Source organism: Dactylosporangium vinaceum, from assembly GCF_019904175.1.
Taxonomy (GTDB): domain Bacteria; phylum Actinomycetota; class Actinomycetes; order Mycobacteriales; family Micromonosporaceae; genus Dactylosporangium; species Dactylosporangium vinaceum.
This window is the reverse complement of the sequence record NZ_CP061913.1, coordinates 1,334,842-1,352,038: the sequence shown is the minus strand read 5'-3', so window position 1 is coordinate 1,352,038 and position 17,197 is coordinate 1,334,842. Positions and strand designations below refer to the sequence as shown.

Below are 17,197 nucleotides of genomic sequence, written 5' to 3'. Positions count from 1 at the left end.
ATGTGGATCGATCGGCTTCCCTTGGCTGAGCCGAACATTACGGACCGGCCAAACGTCCTGGACACCCTTAAGAACCCCCTGACCTGGTACCGGTGGAGGGCGCGACCCGACCCCTAGGCAGTAGGGGCTTCGGCGGAGTGTGATCAGCGGACTGTCATCAGCGGGCTATGAGCCCGGCCTCGTACGCCAGCAGGCCCGCCTGGGTGCGGTTCTCGCACTGCAGCTTCACGAGCATCCGGGAGACGTACCCCTTGACCGTCGTCTCGGTCAGGTGCAGGCGCTTGGCGATCTGGGCGTTGGACAGGCCCGCACCGAGGCAGGCGAGCACCTCGGTCTCCCGGTCGGTCAGGTCGGCCACCAGCGCAACCCGCCGGTCCTTGCCGGTCTGGCGCTCCCCCGCCGAGCCGAGCAGCCCCCGGGTGGCCGCGGCGGAGAGCACCGTGTGCCCGTCGGCGGCGACCCGGACCAGGTTGATGAGGTCCTCGGGCGGGGTCGACTTGAGCAGGAACCCGGCCGCGCCGGCCCGCAGCGCGCGGATCACGTATTCGTCAGCGTCGAACGTCGTCAGCGCGACGACCACCGGCGGCTGCTTGAACGTGCAGATCCGCTCGGTCGCGGTGAGCCCGTCGACACCGGGCATGCGCAGGTCCATCAGCACCACGTCGGGCCGGTGGCGGACCACGGCCTCGACCGCCGCCGCGCCGTCGTGGGCGACGTCCACCACGTCGATGTCGCCGGCCGTGCCGAAGATGGTCCGCAGATGGGCGCACACCATGGGCTCGTCGTCCACCAGCAGCAGCCGGATCGTGGCCCGGGCCATCAGCGCTGCGCCGCCGGCCCCGAGGTGGGCAGCTGGGCCTCGACCACGAAGCCGCCTTCTCCGTCGGACTCGGCCCGCAGGGTGCCGTTGACGAGCTCGACCCGCTCGCGCAGGCCCAGCAGACCGGAGCCGGAGCCGGCCGCGGTGAGCATGTCGTCGACCTCCCGGGTCCGCGGTGAGTTGTGGACGGTCAGCCGCACGCCCTGGGCAGCGTAGCGGACCGAGAGCCGCACGGTGGCCCCCGGCGCATGCTTGCGCACGTTGGTCAGGGCCTCCTGGACGACCCGGTAGGCGGTCCGGCTCACCACTGGCGCGGCCAGCCCGGCCCGCCCCTCCTCGACCAGCTCCACCGGAATGCCGACCGACTCGGACTCGGCGATGAGCGCCGTCAGGTCGGGCACCGGCGGATCGGCCGACGCCTCCGCGACGGTGTCCGAGGGCTTTGCCGACGCAGACCGCAGCAGGTGTACCGCATCCCGCAGCTCTTCGAGCGCCTGACACCCGATCGCGCGCAGCTCGTCGGCGGCGGCCCGGGTCGCCTCGTCGGCGGTCGCCACGCTCAGCGCGCCCGCCTGGACCACCATGAGGCTCACCCGGTGGGTGATGACGTCGTGCATCTCGGCCGCCATCCGGGCCCGCTCCTCGGCCCGGGCCTGCTCGGCCAGCAGGTGCCGCTCGCGCTCGGCCCGCTCGGCCCGCTCCACCAGGCCCTGTGTCAGCCGGCGGCGGGTGTAGACGTACATGCCGAAGACCGCGAAGCCGCCGGTGAACAGGGCCGTGCGGTAGGCGATGCCGAACCCCTCCCCGACCGCCACGGAGAACAGCAGCGGGGCGGCGGCCAGGGCGAGCGCCGCGATCCAGGCGTGGATGCGGCGGTCGGCGTACGCGAGCACGCTGTAGGCCGCGAACGGCACCGTCGGCGCCCACCACAGCACCGGATTGGCGGGCGCGGCGTCGTTGACGAGCGCAGCGGGCGCGACGGCCGGTATCACGGTCACGACCACCGAGACCCAGGCGACGGCCAGCGGGGCCCGGCGCCGGGCCAGCAGGCTCAGGGCGACCACGACGAGGGCCGCGAAGGCAGCGCCGCCATACGGGCGCAGCAGCGCCGAGTCGAGGGCGACGCCGGCGCTCAGGACGGCCGGCAGCGCGACCACCGCGATGTCGGCGGCGATGTCTCGAGGGCGCCAGGTGAATGTCACGCCTCAACAGTACGGTGCCGCGCGTCGATGCGGACCCGACCAAAGTCGGTGCTCCACAACGCGATACCTACTTTGGTGGGTGTCCGGGAGCATCGTTGTCAGCTGCTGCCGGACCCCGGCCGCGACTTCAATTGACGGCATGACCGAGACGATCCCCGCAAGCGCGGCGGCCGACCTGGCCGTCCCCACCCGCACCACTGCGGCCGCCCGCCTGGAGCACGTCTCCAAGGTGTACGGCAGCGGCGACACCAAGGTGTTCGCCCTCGACGACGTCAGCGTGGAGCTCGAGGCCGGCCGCTTCACCGCGGTGATGGGCCCGTCCGGCTCCGGCAAGTCGACGCTGCTGCACTGCCTGTCGGGCCTCGACTCGGTCACCGCCGGGCACGTCTGGATCGGCGACGCCGACCTGACGAAGCTCAACGACAACCGGCTGACGAAGCTGCGCCGCGACCGGCTGGGCTTCATCTTCCAGTCGTTCAACCTGGTGCCGACGCTCACCGCGCTGGAGAACATCACGCTGCCGATGGCGATCGCCGGGCGCCGGCCCGACCCGGAGTGGCTCGACCGCGTCATCGACACCGTCGGCCTGCGCCAGCGCCTCGGCCACCGCCCGGCCCAGCTCTCCGGCGGCCAGCAGCAGCGCGTCGCGTGTGCCCGCGCCCTGGTCGCCCGGCCCGACCTCATCTTCGCCGACGAGCCCACCGGCAACCTCGACTCCCGCGCGGGCGCCGAGATCCTGCGCTTCCTGCGCGACTGCGTCCACGAGCTCGGCCAGACCGTCGTCATGGTCACCCACGACCCGGCCGCGGCGGGCTACTCCGACCAGGTCCTGTTCCTCGCCGACGGCCACATCGTGGACCGGATGGCCGACCCGAGCGCGGACAAGGTCCTGCGGCGCATGCAGAACTTCGAGCCCACCACCACCCAGGAGGGGTGAAACCGGTGATCGGCAAGCTGATCCGGCGCGGCCTGGCCGCGCACAAGCTCCGCCTGGGGCTCACGATGCTCGGCATCATCCTCGGCGTGGCGTTCGTGGCCGGCACGCTCATGTTCGCGGCCACCGTCCAGCAGACGATCAACGGCGTCTTCGCCGCGTCCGGGGCCGGCACCGACGTGGTGGTCCGCCCGCAGAAGGCGTTCGGCGACCAGCTCAGCAACAACGTCGGGCTCGGGCAGCCGGTCGCCGGCTCGGTCCTGGACACCGTGCAGGGCGTCGACGGGGTCGACAAGGTGCACGGCACCGTCCAGGGCTTCGCGGCCATCCTCGACCGCGACGGCAAGGCGATCGGCTCCAGCCAGGTCGGCAACGACTGGACCGACGACGGCGACTTCACGCAGATGCGCCTCAGCGAGGGCCACGCACCCGCCGCCGCGGGCGAGGTGGCCATCGACGCGGCCAGCGCGAAGAAGGTGAACGCCAAGGTCGGCGACCAGATCAAGGTCGCGACGAAGGACGGCGTGCAGACGTACACCCTGACCGGCATCTTCCGATTCGGCCAGAGCGGCACCGTGGGCGGCACCACGATCACGGCGTTCGACCCGGCCACGGCCGGCAAGGTGCTCACCGACCGGCCCGGCACCTACGGCGAGATCCACGTGCACGCCAAGGCGGGGGTCACCCAGACCCGGCTGCGCGACGCGATCGCCACCAGGCTCCCGGCGGGGCTGGAGGCCATCACCGGCCAGCAGGCCATCGACGACGACGCGGCCTCGGTCAAGGACGTCATCACCCTGCTGCAGACGTTCCTGCTGGCGTTCGCCCTCATCGCGGTCCTCGTCAGCTCGTTCATCATCTTCAACACGTTCTCGATGCTCGTGACGCAGCGGATCCGCGAGATGGCCCTGCTGCGGGCGGTCGGCGCCAACCGGGGCCAGGTGATCCGCCTGATCCTCGGCGAGGCAACGGTCTTCGGCGTGCTCGGCTCGGTGCTCGGCGTCGGCGGCGGCGTGCTGCTCGCGATCGGCCTGCGCGACCTGCTCGGCGCGATCGGCCCGCAGCTGCCCGCCAACGGCCTGGTCATCCCGGCCACGGCGCTCTGGGTGCCGCTCGTCATCGGCGTCACGGTGACCCTGCTCGCCGCGTATGTCCCGGCCCGCCGCGCCTCGCGCATCCCGCCGGTCGCGGCGCTGCGCGAGGAGGCCGGCGGCACCGAGCGCCCGCTGCGGGTCCGGATCATCATCGGCTCGGTGCTCCTCGCGGCCGGCCTCGCCCTCGTCATCGCCGGTGAGCTCCGCCTGGGTGGGGCCCCCCTAGCGAAGCTCGCGGGCGGCGTCGTCCTCGGCTTCGCCGGCGTCGTCGTGCTCAGCCCGGCCATCACCCGCCCCCTGGCCGGTGTGCTCGGCTGGCCGCTCGCCACGGTGTTCGGCACTGTCGGCCGCCTGAGCCGCGAGAACGCCCGCCGCAACCCGCGCCGCACCGCGGCCACCGCCTCCGCGCTGATGATCGGCCTCACCCTGGTCGGCGCGGTGACGGTCCTCGGCGCGTCAGCCGCCGCCTCGGTCGACCGCCAACTGGACAGCGCCGTGCACACCGACTTCCAGATCACCGGGCCGAACGCCACCTCCTTCAGCGGCTCGGTCCGCGATGCGGTGGCCGGCGTGCCCGGTGTGCACACCGCGGTGGGCGTCCGCAACGGCCAGATCAAGCTGGGCGGCACGGTCCGCCCGGTGGTCGCGGCCGACCCGGCGGCGGTTGTCGCGCTCTACGGCCTGACCGTGGGCCAGGGCAGCTCCGGCCTGCGCGACGACGAGTTCCTGGCCGACGCCACGACGGCCCGCGACGCCGGCTGGACACTCGGCTCACCGGTCACCGCGCAGTTCCAGGACGGCACCACTGTGACGTTGCGGGTCGGGGGCATCTACACGGACGTGAAGACGGTCGTGGACGCGGTACCGCACCTGGTGGTCTCCAGGTCCGCCTACGCCCCCCACGACGCCGGCGACGTGATCGACCAGGTGGCAATCATCACCGACCTCGGTGCCGACCCGGCCGCGACGCGGGCCGCGATCGAGGCGAAACTGGCGCAGTGGCCGACCCTGCAGCTGTTCGACAAGCAGGCCGTGAAGGACAGCTTCCGCAGCACGATCGACCTGGTGCTGTCGCTTGTCCTCGTCCTGCTCGTGCTGTCCGTCGTCATCGCGGCCATCGGCATCGTCAACACGCTGGCCCTGGCCGTGATCGAGCGCACCCGGGAGATCGGCCTGCTCCGCGCGGTGGGCATGCAGCGCCGCCAGGTCCGCCGCATGATCCGCTACGAGGCCGTGGTCATCGCGGTGTACGGCTCGATCCTCGGGCTGCTCATCGGGGTCGGGGCGGGGTGCGCGGTACAGTCGGCGCTGCGCTCGACGGGCATCGACCACCTCGAGATCCCGGTCGGGCGGCTCCTGGCCTACGTCCTCGTCGGCGCGGTGATCGGCGTCCTGGCCGCCTTCTGGCCGGCCCGGCGCGCGGCCCGGCTGAACGTGCTGCGGGCGATCGCCACGCAGTGACCCCCTACGACACGCAGGAGCCGGCCGGGACCCGATCCCGGCCGGCTCCACCGCGTCAGCCGATCGGGTTCCAGCCGTCGGAGCCGGCCAGGTACTTCTGCGGCGTGTAGTTGGCCGCCTCGGCGTCGCTGAGCTGCCTGCGGTTGCCGTTGACCGTCGCGCCCGCGCCGGTGTTGCGGTACTCGTAGAACCGCGCGTTCTTCCAGGAGTTGCTCGACATGTCGATCCACGGCTGGGCCGTCGCGATCGTCGCCGAGAGGGACGACTCCCGGTATGTCACCTGCGCGGCGGCACCCCACGGCCGGCCCAGCTGCGTGGTGTTGTTCGTCGCGCCGGTGATCGTGGACCTGTAGACGAGGAAGCCGTAGGTCTGCGTCGAGGGCGTGTTGGCCGCGGTGAGCGGTCCGCCCGTGCTGCGCTTCTCGTAGATGCTGCAGGCGTTGAACACGGCCTGGCCGTTGCCGTAGATGAAGTCGACGGTGCCCTCGATGTAGGAGTTCGCGACGTAGGCCCGGGCGCTGTTGTAGATCAGCAGCGTGTCCTGGTCGGCGGTCACCCGGACGTTCTTCAGGACGGCCCGGTCCCCGTAGAGGGCGAGGGCGAGCGCCTGCGACGAGCCGTTGGCGGCCTCGTCGTAGTCGTTGCTGAACGTCAGGTTCGTCGCCTGGAAGTCTCTGGACTGCACGTACACCGTCGCGGAGCCGGTCGTCCCGGCCGTCGACGCGGGCTTGTCGTTCACGATGACGGTGTTCGACGGGCCCGAGCCGAGGCCCTGGAAGGTGATGTACGGCTTGTTCGCGGGGATGACGACGCTCTCCCGGTAGGTGCCGGCCTTGATGGTGATGACGCGCCGGGTGGTGTTGCCGGCCGGCACCGCGTCGACCGCCGCCTGGATCGTCGAGTACTGCCCGCTGCCGTCCTTGGCCACGACCGCACTCCCGGAAGGCGCGGTGGTCGAGCCGGTGACGGAGTTGAACGACCACTGCATCCGGGCGATGTCGGAGCAGGTCTCCTCGACGATCGGGTTGTTGCCCGCCGTCGACCCATCCCGGTCGCTGATGCACAGGCCGCTGGCGACGCTCTTGACCAGGTACTTCCCGGTGGTCGCGGTGGAGGCGGCGAACGTCCACAGCTGGTTGTTCTTGGTGCTGTCGCCGCAGCTGTACTGCTGGAGCCGGGTGCCGGACGTGGTCGAGGAACTGGGCACGTCGATGCACTTGGCGCTGTTGCCGTTGACGAGCTGGAACCGCCCGGAGCTGAGCTGCCTCGCGGTCCACTGCTGGTCGGTCGCGGCGGAGTCGCAGGCGAGCTGCACGAGCAGGGCGCTACCGGCGGTGGAGGCGCCGGCCACCTCGACGCACTTGCCGCTCGCGCCGGACGCGAGCGTGTAGACGCCGCCGGAGACGGGGGTCGTCGCCGCCTCGGACGGCCAGGCGACGGCGAGCACGGCGACAGGGACGGCGGCGGCCACGAGGGCGACGAGCGATCGCCGGGGGTGCACGGACATCGGAACACCTTCCTGAGATTCGCCAGGGGTCGGGGACCTGGCTGTCTCCGGGTAGATGTCCGGGAAGCACCCGAATTACAGAAAAAGGGAGCCGGTCGGCAGGACCGGCTCCCCAGGGAAACGCGTTCAGCTCACGGCGTGCAGGCAGGCCAGCAGGCTGCGGGCCTCGACGTTGAGATAGTGCCCGTGGCGGACGAGGTCCATGAGCTGGTGCACCGTCAGCCAGCAGTAGGCCGGCGGCACGTCGAGCGGGAAACTTTCATCGAGTTCGATGATCTGGTATCGGGTCTGGGCGTGGTAGAAGCGGCCGCCCTCCTCCGACAGCAGGGCGCTGAACCGGATGCGCTCCGGCTCCATCGCGGCCAGCTCGGCGGCGAAGGGGACGCTGTGGCCCTCGCGATCGGCGCCGCCGTCCTGGACGGCCGGGAGCTTCACGGTGGGGCCCATCTCGATGATGTCCAGGAGCCCGGGCTCCGAGCGCGACTGGACGAGCAGGTGCAGTACACCGCCGATATTGCGGGTGAAGAAGGCCGCCAGACCGTCGTGGCAGGGTGCCAGCAGGGGCTGCGACCAGCGGGTGACCTCGCGGTTGCCGGCCCCGACGCGCACGGCCATGATGCGGAACCGGGACAGGTCGGCGTCGGCGATCTCGTCGGCCGTGCGGGCCCACTGGGCCACGTCGCGCAGCGGGATGCGGTGCGCGCGCCAGTCGGAGACGGCCTTGCGCTCGTTGAACCAGCTGATGATCTCGGTAGGGGTGTGCACCCCGCCGTACGCCGGGTCGTAGGAGCGCAGCAGCGCCTCCTGGAACGGCGTCGGGGCCGGCGGGCGGTCGGGCGGGAAGCTCAGCGCCATGCAGGCCATGACGGTGCGCGCGTCCATGTTGACCAGGTTGTCGACCTTGAGCAGGTCGAGCAGCTGGTGCAGGGTCAGCCAGCAGAAGTCCTCGTGCTCGGGGACGTCCTCGGTGACCTCGACGACCATGTTGCGGTTGCGCTTGCGCCAGAAGTACACGCCCTGCTCGGACTGCAGCACGTCGACGAGCACGTGGCCGCGCTTGGCCTCCAGGAAGTACTCCAGGAACCGGGTCCGGCTGCCCTGGTGCACCCGCATGTAGTTGCTGCGGGTGGCCTGGACCGTCGGGGAGAGCTGCAGCCGGTTGACGTTGCCCGGCTCCATCTTGGCCTGCATGAGGAAGTGCAGGACGCCGTCGAACTCCTTGGCCACGATGCCGAGGATGCCGATCTCCGGCTGGTTGATGATGGGCTGCGTCCACTCCCGGCCGGCGTCGCCCTGGCAGCGCAGGCCCTCGATGGTGAAGAACCGCCCGCTGTCGTGGGCGAGGTTGCCGCTGGCCGCCTCGAAGTGCCAGCCGTCGAGCTCGGCGAACGGGATGGGGGTGACCTGGAACTGGTCGACCTCGCAGCGCCGGGCCCACCAGCGGTGGAACTCGGCGGTGGACAGGACAGCGGTGTCGCGTTCGGTGGCGGACCGGGCGAACCGGGCCGCCACATCCGATGTGACCATGGGACCTCCTGAGAACGTCACCAACCGACCGGCAGGCTGTGCACGCCGTAGGTGGTCATGGCGGCGCGGGTCTGGACCTCGGCCGGGTCGATCTCCAGGCGGAGCTTCGGGAAGCGGCGCAGCAGCGCCGGCAGCCCGATGCGCAGCTCGGTCGAGGCGAGGTGGTTGCCGAGGCACTTGTGCACGCCGTGGCCGAAGGTCAGGTGGAAGTTGCGCGGGCGCGCGGGGTCGAACGTGTCGGGGTCGTCGAAGCGCCGGCCGTCGCGGTTGGCCGCGGCCAGCGAGATCGTGATGGGCTCGCCCTTGGCGATCCGCTCGCCGCCGATCTCGAGGTCGTCGAGCGCCGCGCGGGTGATGAACTGCGTGATGGAGAGGTACCGCAGCAGCTCGTCGACGGCCGAGGAGTCCGCGTAGCCGTCCACGTCGAAGGCCGCCCGCAGCTCGTCGTGCTGCAGCAGCAGGAACGTGCCGAGGGCGAACATGTGCACTGTCGTCTCGTGGCCGGCGCCGAGGATCTGCAGGGCGATGTTCGCCAGCTCCACGTCGCTGAACTGCCCGTCGGTGATGAGCGTGCTGAGCACGTCGCCGCCGGGCTCGGCCCGCTTGGCCGCGACCAGCTCGTGCATGAGCGCGTCGGTGCGCACGACGGCCGCGCGGATCTCGTCCATCGGCGTGCCCGGGGTGAGCACCGGCACCCGCAGGCGCTGAAACTCGGCGGTCACCGCGGCGTCGCCGCCGACCAGGTGGGAGATGACCCGGATCGGCAGCGGCATCGCGAACAGCGCGACCAGGTCGGCCGGGCTGCCGGCCGCCTCGAGCTCGTCGAGGCAGTCCTCGGTGATCCGCTCGATGATCGGCTCGTAGGCCGCCGCCTGGGTCGCGGTGAACGCCTTCGCGAGAGGCTTGCGGTAGCGGGTGTGCTGCGGCGGGTCCATGCCGAAGAACAGGCCGGGCGCGGCCGGTCCGAGCTTCACCGGGAACGGCACCGGCATGTTGCGCAGCTCGTGGCGGGCGCTGACCTGCGGGTGCACCAGCACCTCGCGGGCCAGCTCGTAGCTGCTGACCAGCCAGCCGGTGGCGCCGTCCGGGTAGGTCATGCGGGCGATCGGCGCCTCGGCCCGGATCGCCGCGAACTCGTCGGGCGGGTCGAACGGGCACGAGCGCCGGGTCGGCATGTGCTCGAGCGGCGGCTGCTGCGTCTGCGTCATGCGAGAGCTCCTGACTGCTGAAGATTGGTCACCGTCGGGCCGGGCCGGTGGTACCGCTGCCGGACGAACTCCTCGATCGAGGCGGCCATGTACTCGACCATCTCGGCCGTGAGCCGCGGGTGGACGCCGATCCAGAACGTGCGGTCGGTGACGATGTCGCTGTTGTCCAGGTCACCGGCGATGCGCATGGGCCGGTCGAGGTACGCCGGGTGCCGGGTCAGGTTGCCGGCGAAGAACCGCCGGGTGCCGATGCGCCGGGCCTCAAGGAAGTCCACGAGCTCGCCCGGCGCGAACGGCGCGTCGTGCAGCACCGTGATGACGAAGCCGAACCAGCTCGGGTCGCTGTTCGGGGTGGCCCGCGGGAGCAGCAGGCCCGGCAGGCCCTCCAGCCGGTCGTGCAGCTGCCGCCAGTTGGCCCGGCGGGCCGCCCCGAAGTCCTCGACCTTGGCCAGCTGGGTGAGGCCCATCGCGGCCTGCAGGTCGGTCGACTTGAGGTTGTAGCCGACGTGGGAGAAGACGTACTTGTGGTCGTAGCCGTAGGGCATCCGGCCGAGCTGGCAGCTGAACCTCTTCCGGCACCGGTTGTCCTCGCCCGGCTCGCACCAGCAGTCGCGGCCCCAGTCGCGCATCGACTCGACGATCCGGGCCAGGGCCAGGTTGTCGGTCAGCACGCAGCCGCCCTCGCCGGTGGTGATGTGGTGGGCCGGGTAGAAGCTGATCGTGCTGAGGTCGCCGAACGTGCCGGTCAGCCGGCCCGCCTCGGTGCTGCCCAGCGCGTCGCAGTTGTCCTCGACGAGCAGCAGGCCGCGCTCGTCGGCCAGGCGGGCGATCTCGGTCGCGGCGAACGGGTTGCCGAGCGCGTGCGCGATCATGATCGCCCGGGTCTTCGGGCCGATGGCGCGCTCGATGCGCTCCGGGGAGGTGTTGTAGGTGCCGAGCTCGATGTCGACGAAGACCGGCAGGAGCCCGTTCTGCAGGATCGGGTTGACGGTGGTCGGGAAGCCGGCGGCGACGGTGATGACCTCGTCGCCCGGCCGCAGCCGCCGGTCCTCCAGCAGCGGTGAGGTCAGCGCCGAGAGGGCCAGCAGGTTGGCCGAGGAGCCGGAGTTGGTCAGGTGGGCCTTGCGCAGCCCGAGGTGGCGGGCCATCTGCCGCTCGAACTGCTGGGAGGCCGCCCCGGAGGTGATCTGCAGGTCGAGCGCGGCCGCCACGACGGCGAGCCGGTCGGACTCGTCGAGCACCGCCCCGGCCGGCAGCAGCGGGGTCAGGCCGGGGACGAACCGCGGTTCCGGGGTCATCTCGCGGTGGTATTCGGCGACCAGGTCCAGCAGCCGCGCCTTGACGTCGCTCATCGCGCGATCTCCGTGGCGACCTCGGCCGGCGTCGGCTGGCGGTCGATCTCGGCCCGCAGATCGCGGGCGCCGGATCGCAGCGCCGCGTCGCCCAGCACGGCCCGGGTGGCCTCGGCGATCGCGTCGACCGACTCCAACGAGACGCCCGCACCGGCCTTGACCACCATGTTGGCCGTCACCACCTGGTCGGGCATCCCGGCCACCATGAGCTGGGGAACGCCGCAGGCGGCGGCCGTCAGCGCGGTACCGCTCCCGCCCTGGTGGATCACCAGCGAGCAGGACGGCAGCAGCAGGTGCAGCGGCAGCCCCTCCACGACCCGGACCCGCTGCGGCAGGCCGGGCAGCAGCGCCCGGTCGGCCGCGGTGACGGCCACGACGATCTCGAGGTCGTCGACGGCCTCCAGTGCCGAGAGGATGCGCGGCACGAGGAAGCCATCGGTGCCGGCCAGCCCGGTGGTGGTCGTGCCCCAGGTGAGGCAGACCCGGCGGGTCGCCGGCGCGTCGATCCATGCCGGGGCCGGTCCGGGTCCGTTGTAGGGCACGAACCGGATGGGCCGGCGGTTCGGGATGCCGGGGAACTGCAGGCTCTGCGGGCACGGGTCCACGACCGCGTCGGCGAGCTCCGCGACGGGCTCGACGCCGTGTTCGTCGTAGAGCCGGCGGAGGTCCCCGGGCCAGACGTCCGGGGTGGCGCCGCTCATCGGGAACAGGCCCATCTTGCGCTCGAAGGCCGGGCCGGTCAGGTGGGTGATCAGGGGCGCCTTGGCCACCGTCGCGGCCACCGGGGCCGCCATCGCGAACGGGTTGGCGATGACCAGGTCCGGCCGCCAGTCCTCGACGAGCGCGACCAGGTCCGGGGCCATCGCCTCGGCCGTCTTGACGAACGGGGCCGAGCGCGCCTCCATCAGCTTGCGGCGCTGCTCGGGCGGCATGTCACCGCGCTGGTCAAGGGTCTTCGCCCGGCCGGGGTTCTCCCGCTGGTGCCGCAGGGCCTCCTCGTGCAGCCGCTGGAAGCCCTCCAGGTAGTCGTAGCCGGCCCCGATCGTGCGCACCGTGAGCCCGGAGCGGCGCACGGCCTCGGCGGTGTGCTCCTGGGCGGCGACCCGGACGTCGTGGCCGGCCGCCCGCAGCGCCCAGGCGAGGGGCACCATCGGCATGTAGTGCGTCGGCTGCGACCACGGCAGGAACAGCACCCTCATGACCGCGACCCCCACGCCATCGCGACCTGGCGCACGGCCGGCCGGAAGCTGGTGATGCCGTCGATGATCTGGTCCAGGTCGTCGTCGCCCAGACCGGTGTAGATCGGCAGTCGGACCAGCTGATCGGCGATGCGCTCGGTGACCGGGCAGCCGCCGGGGCCGGTGCGGCCGTAGCGCAGGCCGGCCGGGGCGTCGTGCAGGGGCTGGTAGTGGAACGTCGCCTGGATGCCGCGGTCGCGCAGGTGGCGCAGGAACGACTGGCGGGTGCCCAGGTCCGGCAGCAGCAGGTAGTAGATGTGGGCCGGGTGCACGCACTCGTCGGGCACGGTGGGCTGGATGACGCCGGCCTCGGCGGCCCAGTCGGCCAGGCGGCTGTGGTACGCCGCCCACACCTCCTGGCGCCGGGCCTGGATCTGCCCGAAGTGCTCCAGCTGCGCGGTCAGGAACGCCGCGAGCAGCTCCGAGGGCAGGTAGCTGGAGCCGATGTCGACCCAGCGGTAGCGCTCGACGACGCCGCGGTAGTACTGGGTGCGGTTGGTTCCCTTCTCGCGGATGTACTCGGCCCGCTCGACCAGGTCCGCCCGGTTGACGACCAGGGCGCCGCCCTCGCCGCAGTGCGCGTTCTTGGTCGAGTGGAAGCTCTGGGTCGCCAGCGCACCGAACGAGCCGAGCGGGCGGCCGCGGTAGTAGCCGCCGAGCCCGTGCGCGTTGTCCTCGACGATCGCCAGGCCGTGGCGCTGGGCGATGGCCCCGATCGCGTCCATGTCGCAGCCGACGCCCGCGTAGTGCACCGGCGCGATGGCCCTGGTCCGGCTGGTGATCGCGGCCTCGATCCGGCGCTCGTCGAGGTTGAGCGTGTCGGGCCGGCAGTCGACGAAGACCGGTACCGCACCGCGCAGTGCGTAGGCGTTGGCGGTCGACGGGAACGTGAACGACGGCATGATCACCTCGTCGCCCGGCTTCAGGTCCAGCACGAGCGCGCTGAGCTCCAGCGCGTGGGTGCACGACGTGGTGAGCAGTGTCGCCACCGCGCCGATCATCTCCGTGAGCAGCGCCGAGGCCCGGGCGGTGAAGGGCCCGTCACCCTCCAGCAGACCGCCGTTGAGGACCGTCTCCATCAGAGCCGACTCGGCACCCGTCAGATAGGCCCGGTTGAACGGGATCGCATTCGTACTCGCAACTACCACGGAAGACTCCTCGATCTCGTGCGCCGCGTTGCCGTCACCACATCAGCGGGCCGTAAAACCCGGCCCAAGTCCTGCTAAAACGAGCGGCGTTCGGCCAGCTCGACCAGCTGCGGCACGATCGCCGCGGGCGCCGGCTGGGCGTGCATCTCGGCCCGCAGCCGGTCGGCCGCGATGGCCGCCGCGGGCGCGCCGAGGATCTCCTGGGTCGCCGCGCGGATGCCCTCGATGCCGGCCGCCTCGCCGGTCAGCCCGACCCCGGCCCTCGTGGCGCTCAGCCGCTCGCTGACCATGAACTGGTCGGCGACCTGCGGGATCGTCACCTGCGGCACGCCGTAGAAGGCGGCGGTCAGCGTCGTGCCCGCGCCTGACTGGTGGATCACCGCGTCGCAGCCGGGCAGGACCAGATCCAGCGGCACCCCGCAGATGACCCGGACCCCGGAGGGCACCTCACCGACGCGCTCCCGGTCGCCCGGGCGGACCGCGACGACGACGTCGAGGTCCAGGCCCCGCAGCGCCTGCAGGATCTTCGGCACGGCGAACGCCTGCGGCCCGATCAGCGCGGTCGACGACGAGCCCCAGGTCACGCAGACCCGGGAGCGGCCGCCCTCGGCCGGCGGCGGCTCGGCCGGCCGGGCCGGGGCGATCGACGCGCCGTTGTAGGAGGTGTACCGGGTCGCGATCCGGTTCGGCACCCCGGGCAGCTGCAGGCTCTGCGGGGTCGTGTCGACGGTCCGGGCGGCGACGTCGGCGGCCGGCTTGGCGCCGTAGCGGCCGTAGAGCGCGATGAGCTCGTCGGGCCAGGCGCCGCGCGGGTCGACGGCCTCGTCGACCCCGGTGCCGGGCAGGCCGATGTGCCGGCTCATGTCCGGGCCCCACAGGTGGCGCACGAGCGGGACGCCGGCCACCGCGGCGGCGATCGGCGCGGCGTACACCAGCGGGTCGGCGACGACCAGGTCGGGCCGCCAGCCCTCGGCGAACGCGGCCACATCGGCCGCCATGTCCTCGGCGCCGCGGATGTGCGGCACCAGGCGCAGCTGGAAGAGGCGGGCCCGGGCCTCGGGCGGCATCTGCCCGGGCGGGTAGCGGCGGACGGTGTCGGCGCCGGCCCGGACGATCTCCGCGGCGCCCTCCATGATGTCGTAGCCGCCGCCGGCCGCGACAGCGATGACACCGGTGGCGGTGACCGCGTCGAGGACGCCCGGCTGCGCGATGACCCGGACGTCGTGCCCGGCGGCGCGGAATGCCCAGAGCAGCCCGACGAGCTGGTGGTAGTGAGTGGTCTGGGCCATGGGCATGAAGAGCACGCGCATCGCGAGCCCCTTTCGTTCGGGGGTTGCTCAAGCAAAAGAAGGTTTGGCGGTACCGCGGATGCGCTGGACCAGTGCGGCCTGGCGCAGCAGCGACTCCCCCTGCGGCCCGAACGGCGCGCCACCCACCGCCGCCCGCACGAACGCGGCGACGACGTTGGCGTGCTGGTCGTCGGCGGGCAGCGTGCGCTCCTCGACCCGGTCCTGCCGCTCCAGGCGCAGCACCGGCCGCAGGCTCGCCGGCGGCGTGAACGCGCGCTGCAGGCTCACCCGGCCCTCGCTGCCCCAGACGGCGTACGCGGAGCGGTAGGCCAGCCCGAACCCGAAGCTCAGGTGCCCGGTGGCGCCGCCCGGCAGGCTCAGCAGCGCGCTGCCGGCGACGTCGACACCGAGGGCCGGGGCGATGCTCAGCGTCGCCCCGGCCACCTCCAGCCCGGCACCGTCGGCGGGCTCACACATCAGGCGGATCGCCCGGGCCGTGTACACGCCGAGATCCAGCAGCGCCCCGCCCCCGAGTTCGGGGTCGTTGCGGATGTCGCCGTCGGGCCGGGCCGGGATGCCGAACACGATCTCGTACACGCGGGGCAGGCCGATCTCGCCGTCGGCGATCACCTTCTGCACCGCGGTGTGCTGCGAGTGGTAGGGGAACGTGAAGTTCTCGGCCAGCCAGCGACCGCGCTGCGCGGCCAGCCGCACGAGGTCGGCGGCCTCGTCCAGGGTCGCGGTGAGCGGCTTCTCGGCCAGCACGTGCCGGCCCGACTCCAGGGCCCGGCGGGCCCAGGTGTGGTGCAGGCCCGTCGGCAGCGCGACGTAGACGGCGTCGACGTCGGTGCGGGCCAGCAGCCGCTCGTACCCCTCGACGGCGGCGCCGCCGAACCGGTCGGCGAAGCGGCGGGCCCGATCCCCGCTGCGGCTGGCGAACGCGACGACCTCGGCCCCGCAGCGCTGGATCGCCGGCACGGTGTTGCGCCAGGCGATGTCACCGCAGCCCAGCACGCCGAAGCGCAGCCGCGGTCCATTCGGGTCTATTGTTGACTTCGGCACGCTGGTAGCACACCAGCCGTCGCTGAAGCGGTGACAATTCGCCGCTTCAGCGGAACTTCAGCGCCGCGGCACACGCTGCGCGTAAGGCGTCGCGACCGCGGCGCCCCGAAAACCGTGGGAGCCCGCCAGTGCCCAGACCGACCATCCGGACGCTCACGCTCGGCGTGCCGGGTCCGCACCCGCTGCCGGCCAAGCGGCTGGCCACGGCGGCGGCCGCACTCGAACTGGGCCGCAAGTTCTTCCTGCACGAGGGCTACGCCGTGCAGACCGTCCGGCTGACGACGCCGTCGCTGCTGGAGCAGGACTGGGAGTCGGCCGCCGCCGTCGACGCCGTCTGCGCGCGCCTGCAGTCCGACGTCGACGACTGCGGCATCCACTCCTGCTCGGTCGGGGCCGCCCCGGCCGACGACCCCGCCTTCGACCTGGCCCGGCTGGACCAGGTGCCCGACCTCGTCGCCGCCTATCCAGCGCTGAGCTGGGGCACCCAGGTCGCGAGCAAGGAGCACGGGCTGCGGGTCGCGGCGGTTCTGCCGACGGCCCGGGCGATGGCCGGCATCGCCGAGCGGACCCCCGGCGGCAACGGCAACTTCCGGTTCGCCGCGCTGGCCCGGGTCCGCCCCGGCCACCCGTTCTTCCCGGCCAGCCGGCACCGCGGGCGCGCCGCCCTCACCATCGGCCTGCAGGGCGCCGAGATCGTCGAGCGGGCCATCCCGCGCGGCCCCGGCCCGGTGGACCCGGAGACGGTCACCGCGGCCGTGCGCGCGGGCATGCAGGCCGAGGCCGGCCCCGTGGTGGAGCTGGCCCGGCGGGCGGCGGCGGAGATGGGCGTGCGCTTCGGCGGCATCGACCTGTCGCCGGCGCCGTCGGTCTCGGCCAGCATCGGCGCCCCGCTGACCCGGGCCATCGGCGGCCCGTTCGGCTCGCCGGGCACCGTCGCCGCGGTCGCCGCCGTGACCCGCGCGCTGCGCCAGACCGACCTGCCGACGTGCGGCTTCAACGGCGTGATGCTGCCGGTGCTGGAGGACGAGGTGCTGGCCTGGGCCTGGTCCCAGGGCCGGATCCGGGCCCACGACGTGCTGGCCTACTCGGCGATCTGCGGCACCGGGCTGGACACCATCCCGATGCCCGGCAGCACGCCGGTGGAAGACATCGCAGCGCTGGTGCTCGATGTCGCGACGCTGGCCGACCGGCTGGACAAGCCCCTGTCGGCGCGCCTGTTCCCGCTGCCCGGCCTGCAGCCCGGGCAGCGGACCGCGTTCGACTCCCCGTACCTCATCGACATCCTGCTGCCCCACTAGAAAGACCCGCGACGCCCCGGGGGGTGAGGGCGTCGCGGGCCGGCTCGTGGGTGCGGG

At 72.5% G+C, this 17,197-nt stretch carries 13 protein-coding genes; 3 read left to right on the top strand and 10 right to left on the bottom strand.

Annotated features, from left to right (window positions below):
• Window positions 1-157: 157 nt before the first annotated feature.
• Together Dvina_RS05920 and Dvina_RS05915 are read right to left on the bottom strand one after the other, a co-directional pair.
• Entirely contained in the window at window positions 158-820 is a 663-nt protein-coding gene (locus tag Dvina_RS05920; RefSeq protein WP_223101333.1) for a response regulator, read from the bottom strand.
• Window positions 820-2,022 carry a sensor histidine kinase gene (locus tag Dvina_RS05915; protein ID WP_223101332.1) on the bottom strand — a complete coding sequence of 401 codons (1,203 nt, stop codon included), beginning with the start codon at window positions 2,020-2,022 and terminating at the stop codon, window positions 820-822. Before Dvina_RS05915 ends, Dvina_RS05920 begins: the two co-directional genes overlap by 1 nt.
• 139 nt (window positions 2,023-2,161) lie before the next feature.
• Between Dvina_RS05915 and Dvina_RS05910 the strand changes: the two genes are divergently transcribed.
• Together Dvina_RS05910 and Dvina_RS05905 are read left to right on the top strand one after the other, a co-directional pair.
• Window positions 2,162-2,959 (top strand): ABC transporter ATP-binding protein, encoded by a 798-nt coding sequence (locus Dvina_RS05910; RefSeq protein WP_223101331.1) that lies wholly within the window; start codon window positions 2,162-2,164, stop codon window positions 2,957-2,959.
• 5 nt (window positions 2,960-2,964) lie between these two features.
• Window positions 2,965-5,511, top strand: a complete 2,547-nt coding sequence (locus Dvina_RS05905; protein WP_223101330.1) for an ABC transporter permease — start codon at window positions 2,965-2,967, stop codon at window positions 5,509-5,511.
• Between the two features lie 55 nt (window positions 5,512-5,566).
• Here the strand turns inward: Dvina_RS05905 and Dvina_RS05900 are convergent, their stop codons facing one another.
• The 8 genes from Dvina_RS05900 to Dvina_RS05865 form a co-directional block, all read right to left on the bottom strand.
• Window positions 5,567-7,018, bottom strand: coding sequence for a pectinesterase family protein (locus Dvina_RS05900; protein WP_223101329.1), 1,452 nt, complete (start codon window positions 7,016-7,018; stop codon window positions 5,567-5,569).
• A 126-nt stretch (window positions 7,019-7,144) separates the two neighbouring features.
• Window positions 7,145-8,545 carry an NDP-hexose 2,3-dehydratase family protein gene (locus Dvina_RS05895; protein ID WP_223101328.1) on the bottom strand — a complete coding sequence of 467 codons (1,401 nt, stop codon included), beginning with the start codon at window positions 8,543-8,545 and terminating at the stop codon, window positions 7,145-7,147.
• A 17-nt stretch (window positions 8,546-8,562) separates the two neighbouring features.
• Window positions 8,563-9,753: a cytochrome P450 gene (locus Dvina_RS05890; RefSeq protein WP_223101327.1), complete on the bottom strand. Its 1,191-nt coding sequence runs from the start codon at window positions 9,751-9,753 to the stop codon at window positions 8,563-8,565.
• Window positions 9,750-11,105, bottom strand: coding sequence for a lipopolysaccharide biosynthesis protein RfbH (gene rfbH / locus Dvina_RS05885; protein WP_223101326.1), 1,356 nt, complete (start codon window positions 11,103-11,105; stop codon window positions 9,750-9,752). The genes Dvina_RS05890 and rfbH overlap by 4 nt, the downstream gene beginning before the upstream one ends.
• A complete protein-coding gene (locus Dvina_RS05880) occupies window positions 11,102-12,304 on the bottom strand; it encodes a nucleotide disphospho-sugar-binding domain-containing protein (protein WP_223101325.1) in 1,203 nt (400 codons plus the stop codon). The genes rfbH and Dvina_RS05880 overlap by 4 nt, the downstream gene beginning before the upstream one ends.
• Window positions 12,301-13,491, bottom strand: coding sequence for a dTDP-4-amino-4,6-dideoxygalactose transaminase (gene rffA, locus Dvina_RS05875; protein WP_223101324.1), 1,191 nt, complete (start codon window positions 13,489-13,491; stop codon window positions 12,301-12,303). The genes Dvina_RS05880 and rffA overlap by 4 nt, the downstream gene beginning before the upstream one ends.
• A gap of 74 nt (window positions 13,492-13,565) precedes the next feature.
• On the bottom strand, window positions 13,566-14,801 hold the full coding sequence (locus tag Dvina_RS05870) for a nucleotide disphospho-sugar-binding domain-containing protein (RefSeq protein ID WP_223101323.1): 1,236 nt from the start codon (window positions 14,799-14,801) through the stop codon (window positions 13,566-13,568).
• A gap of 27 nt (window positions 14,802-14,828) precedes the next feature.
• Complete coding sequence (locus tag Dvina_RS05865) at window positions 14,829-15,842, bottom strand: Gfo/Idh/MocA family protein (RefSeq protein WP_246656056.1); 1,014 nt, start codon at window positions 15,840-15,842, stop codon at window positions 14,829-14,831.
• Window positions 15,843-15,970: 128 nt separating this feature from the next.
• On the opposite strand from Dvina_RS05865, the gene Dvina_RS05860 reads away from it, so the two are divergent.
• Window positions 15,971-17,140, top strand: coding sequence for a DUF711 family protein (locus Dvina_RS05860; RefSeq protein ID WP_223101322.1), 1,170 nt, complete (start codon window positions 15,971-15,973; stop codon window positions 17,138-17,140).
• Window positions 17,141-17,197 lie beyond the last annotated feature (57 nt).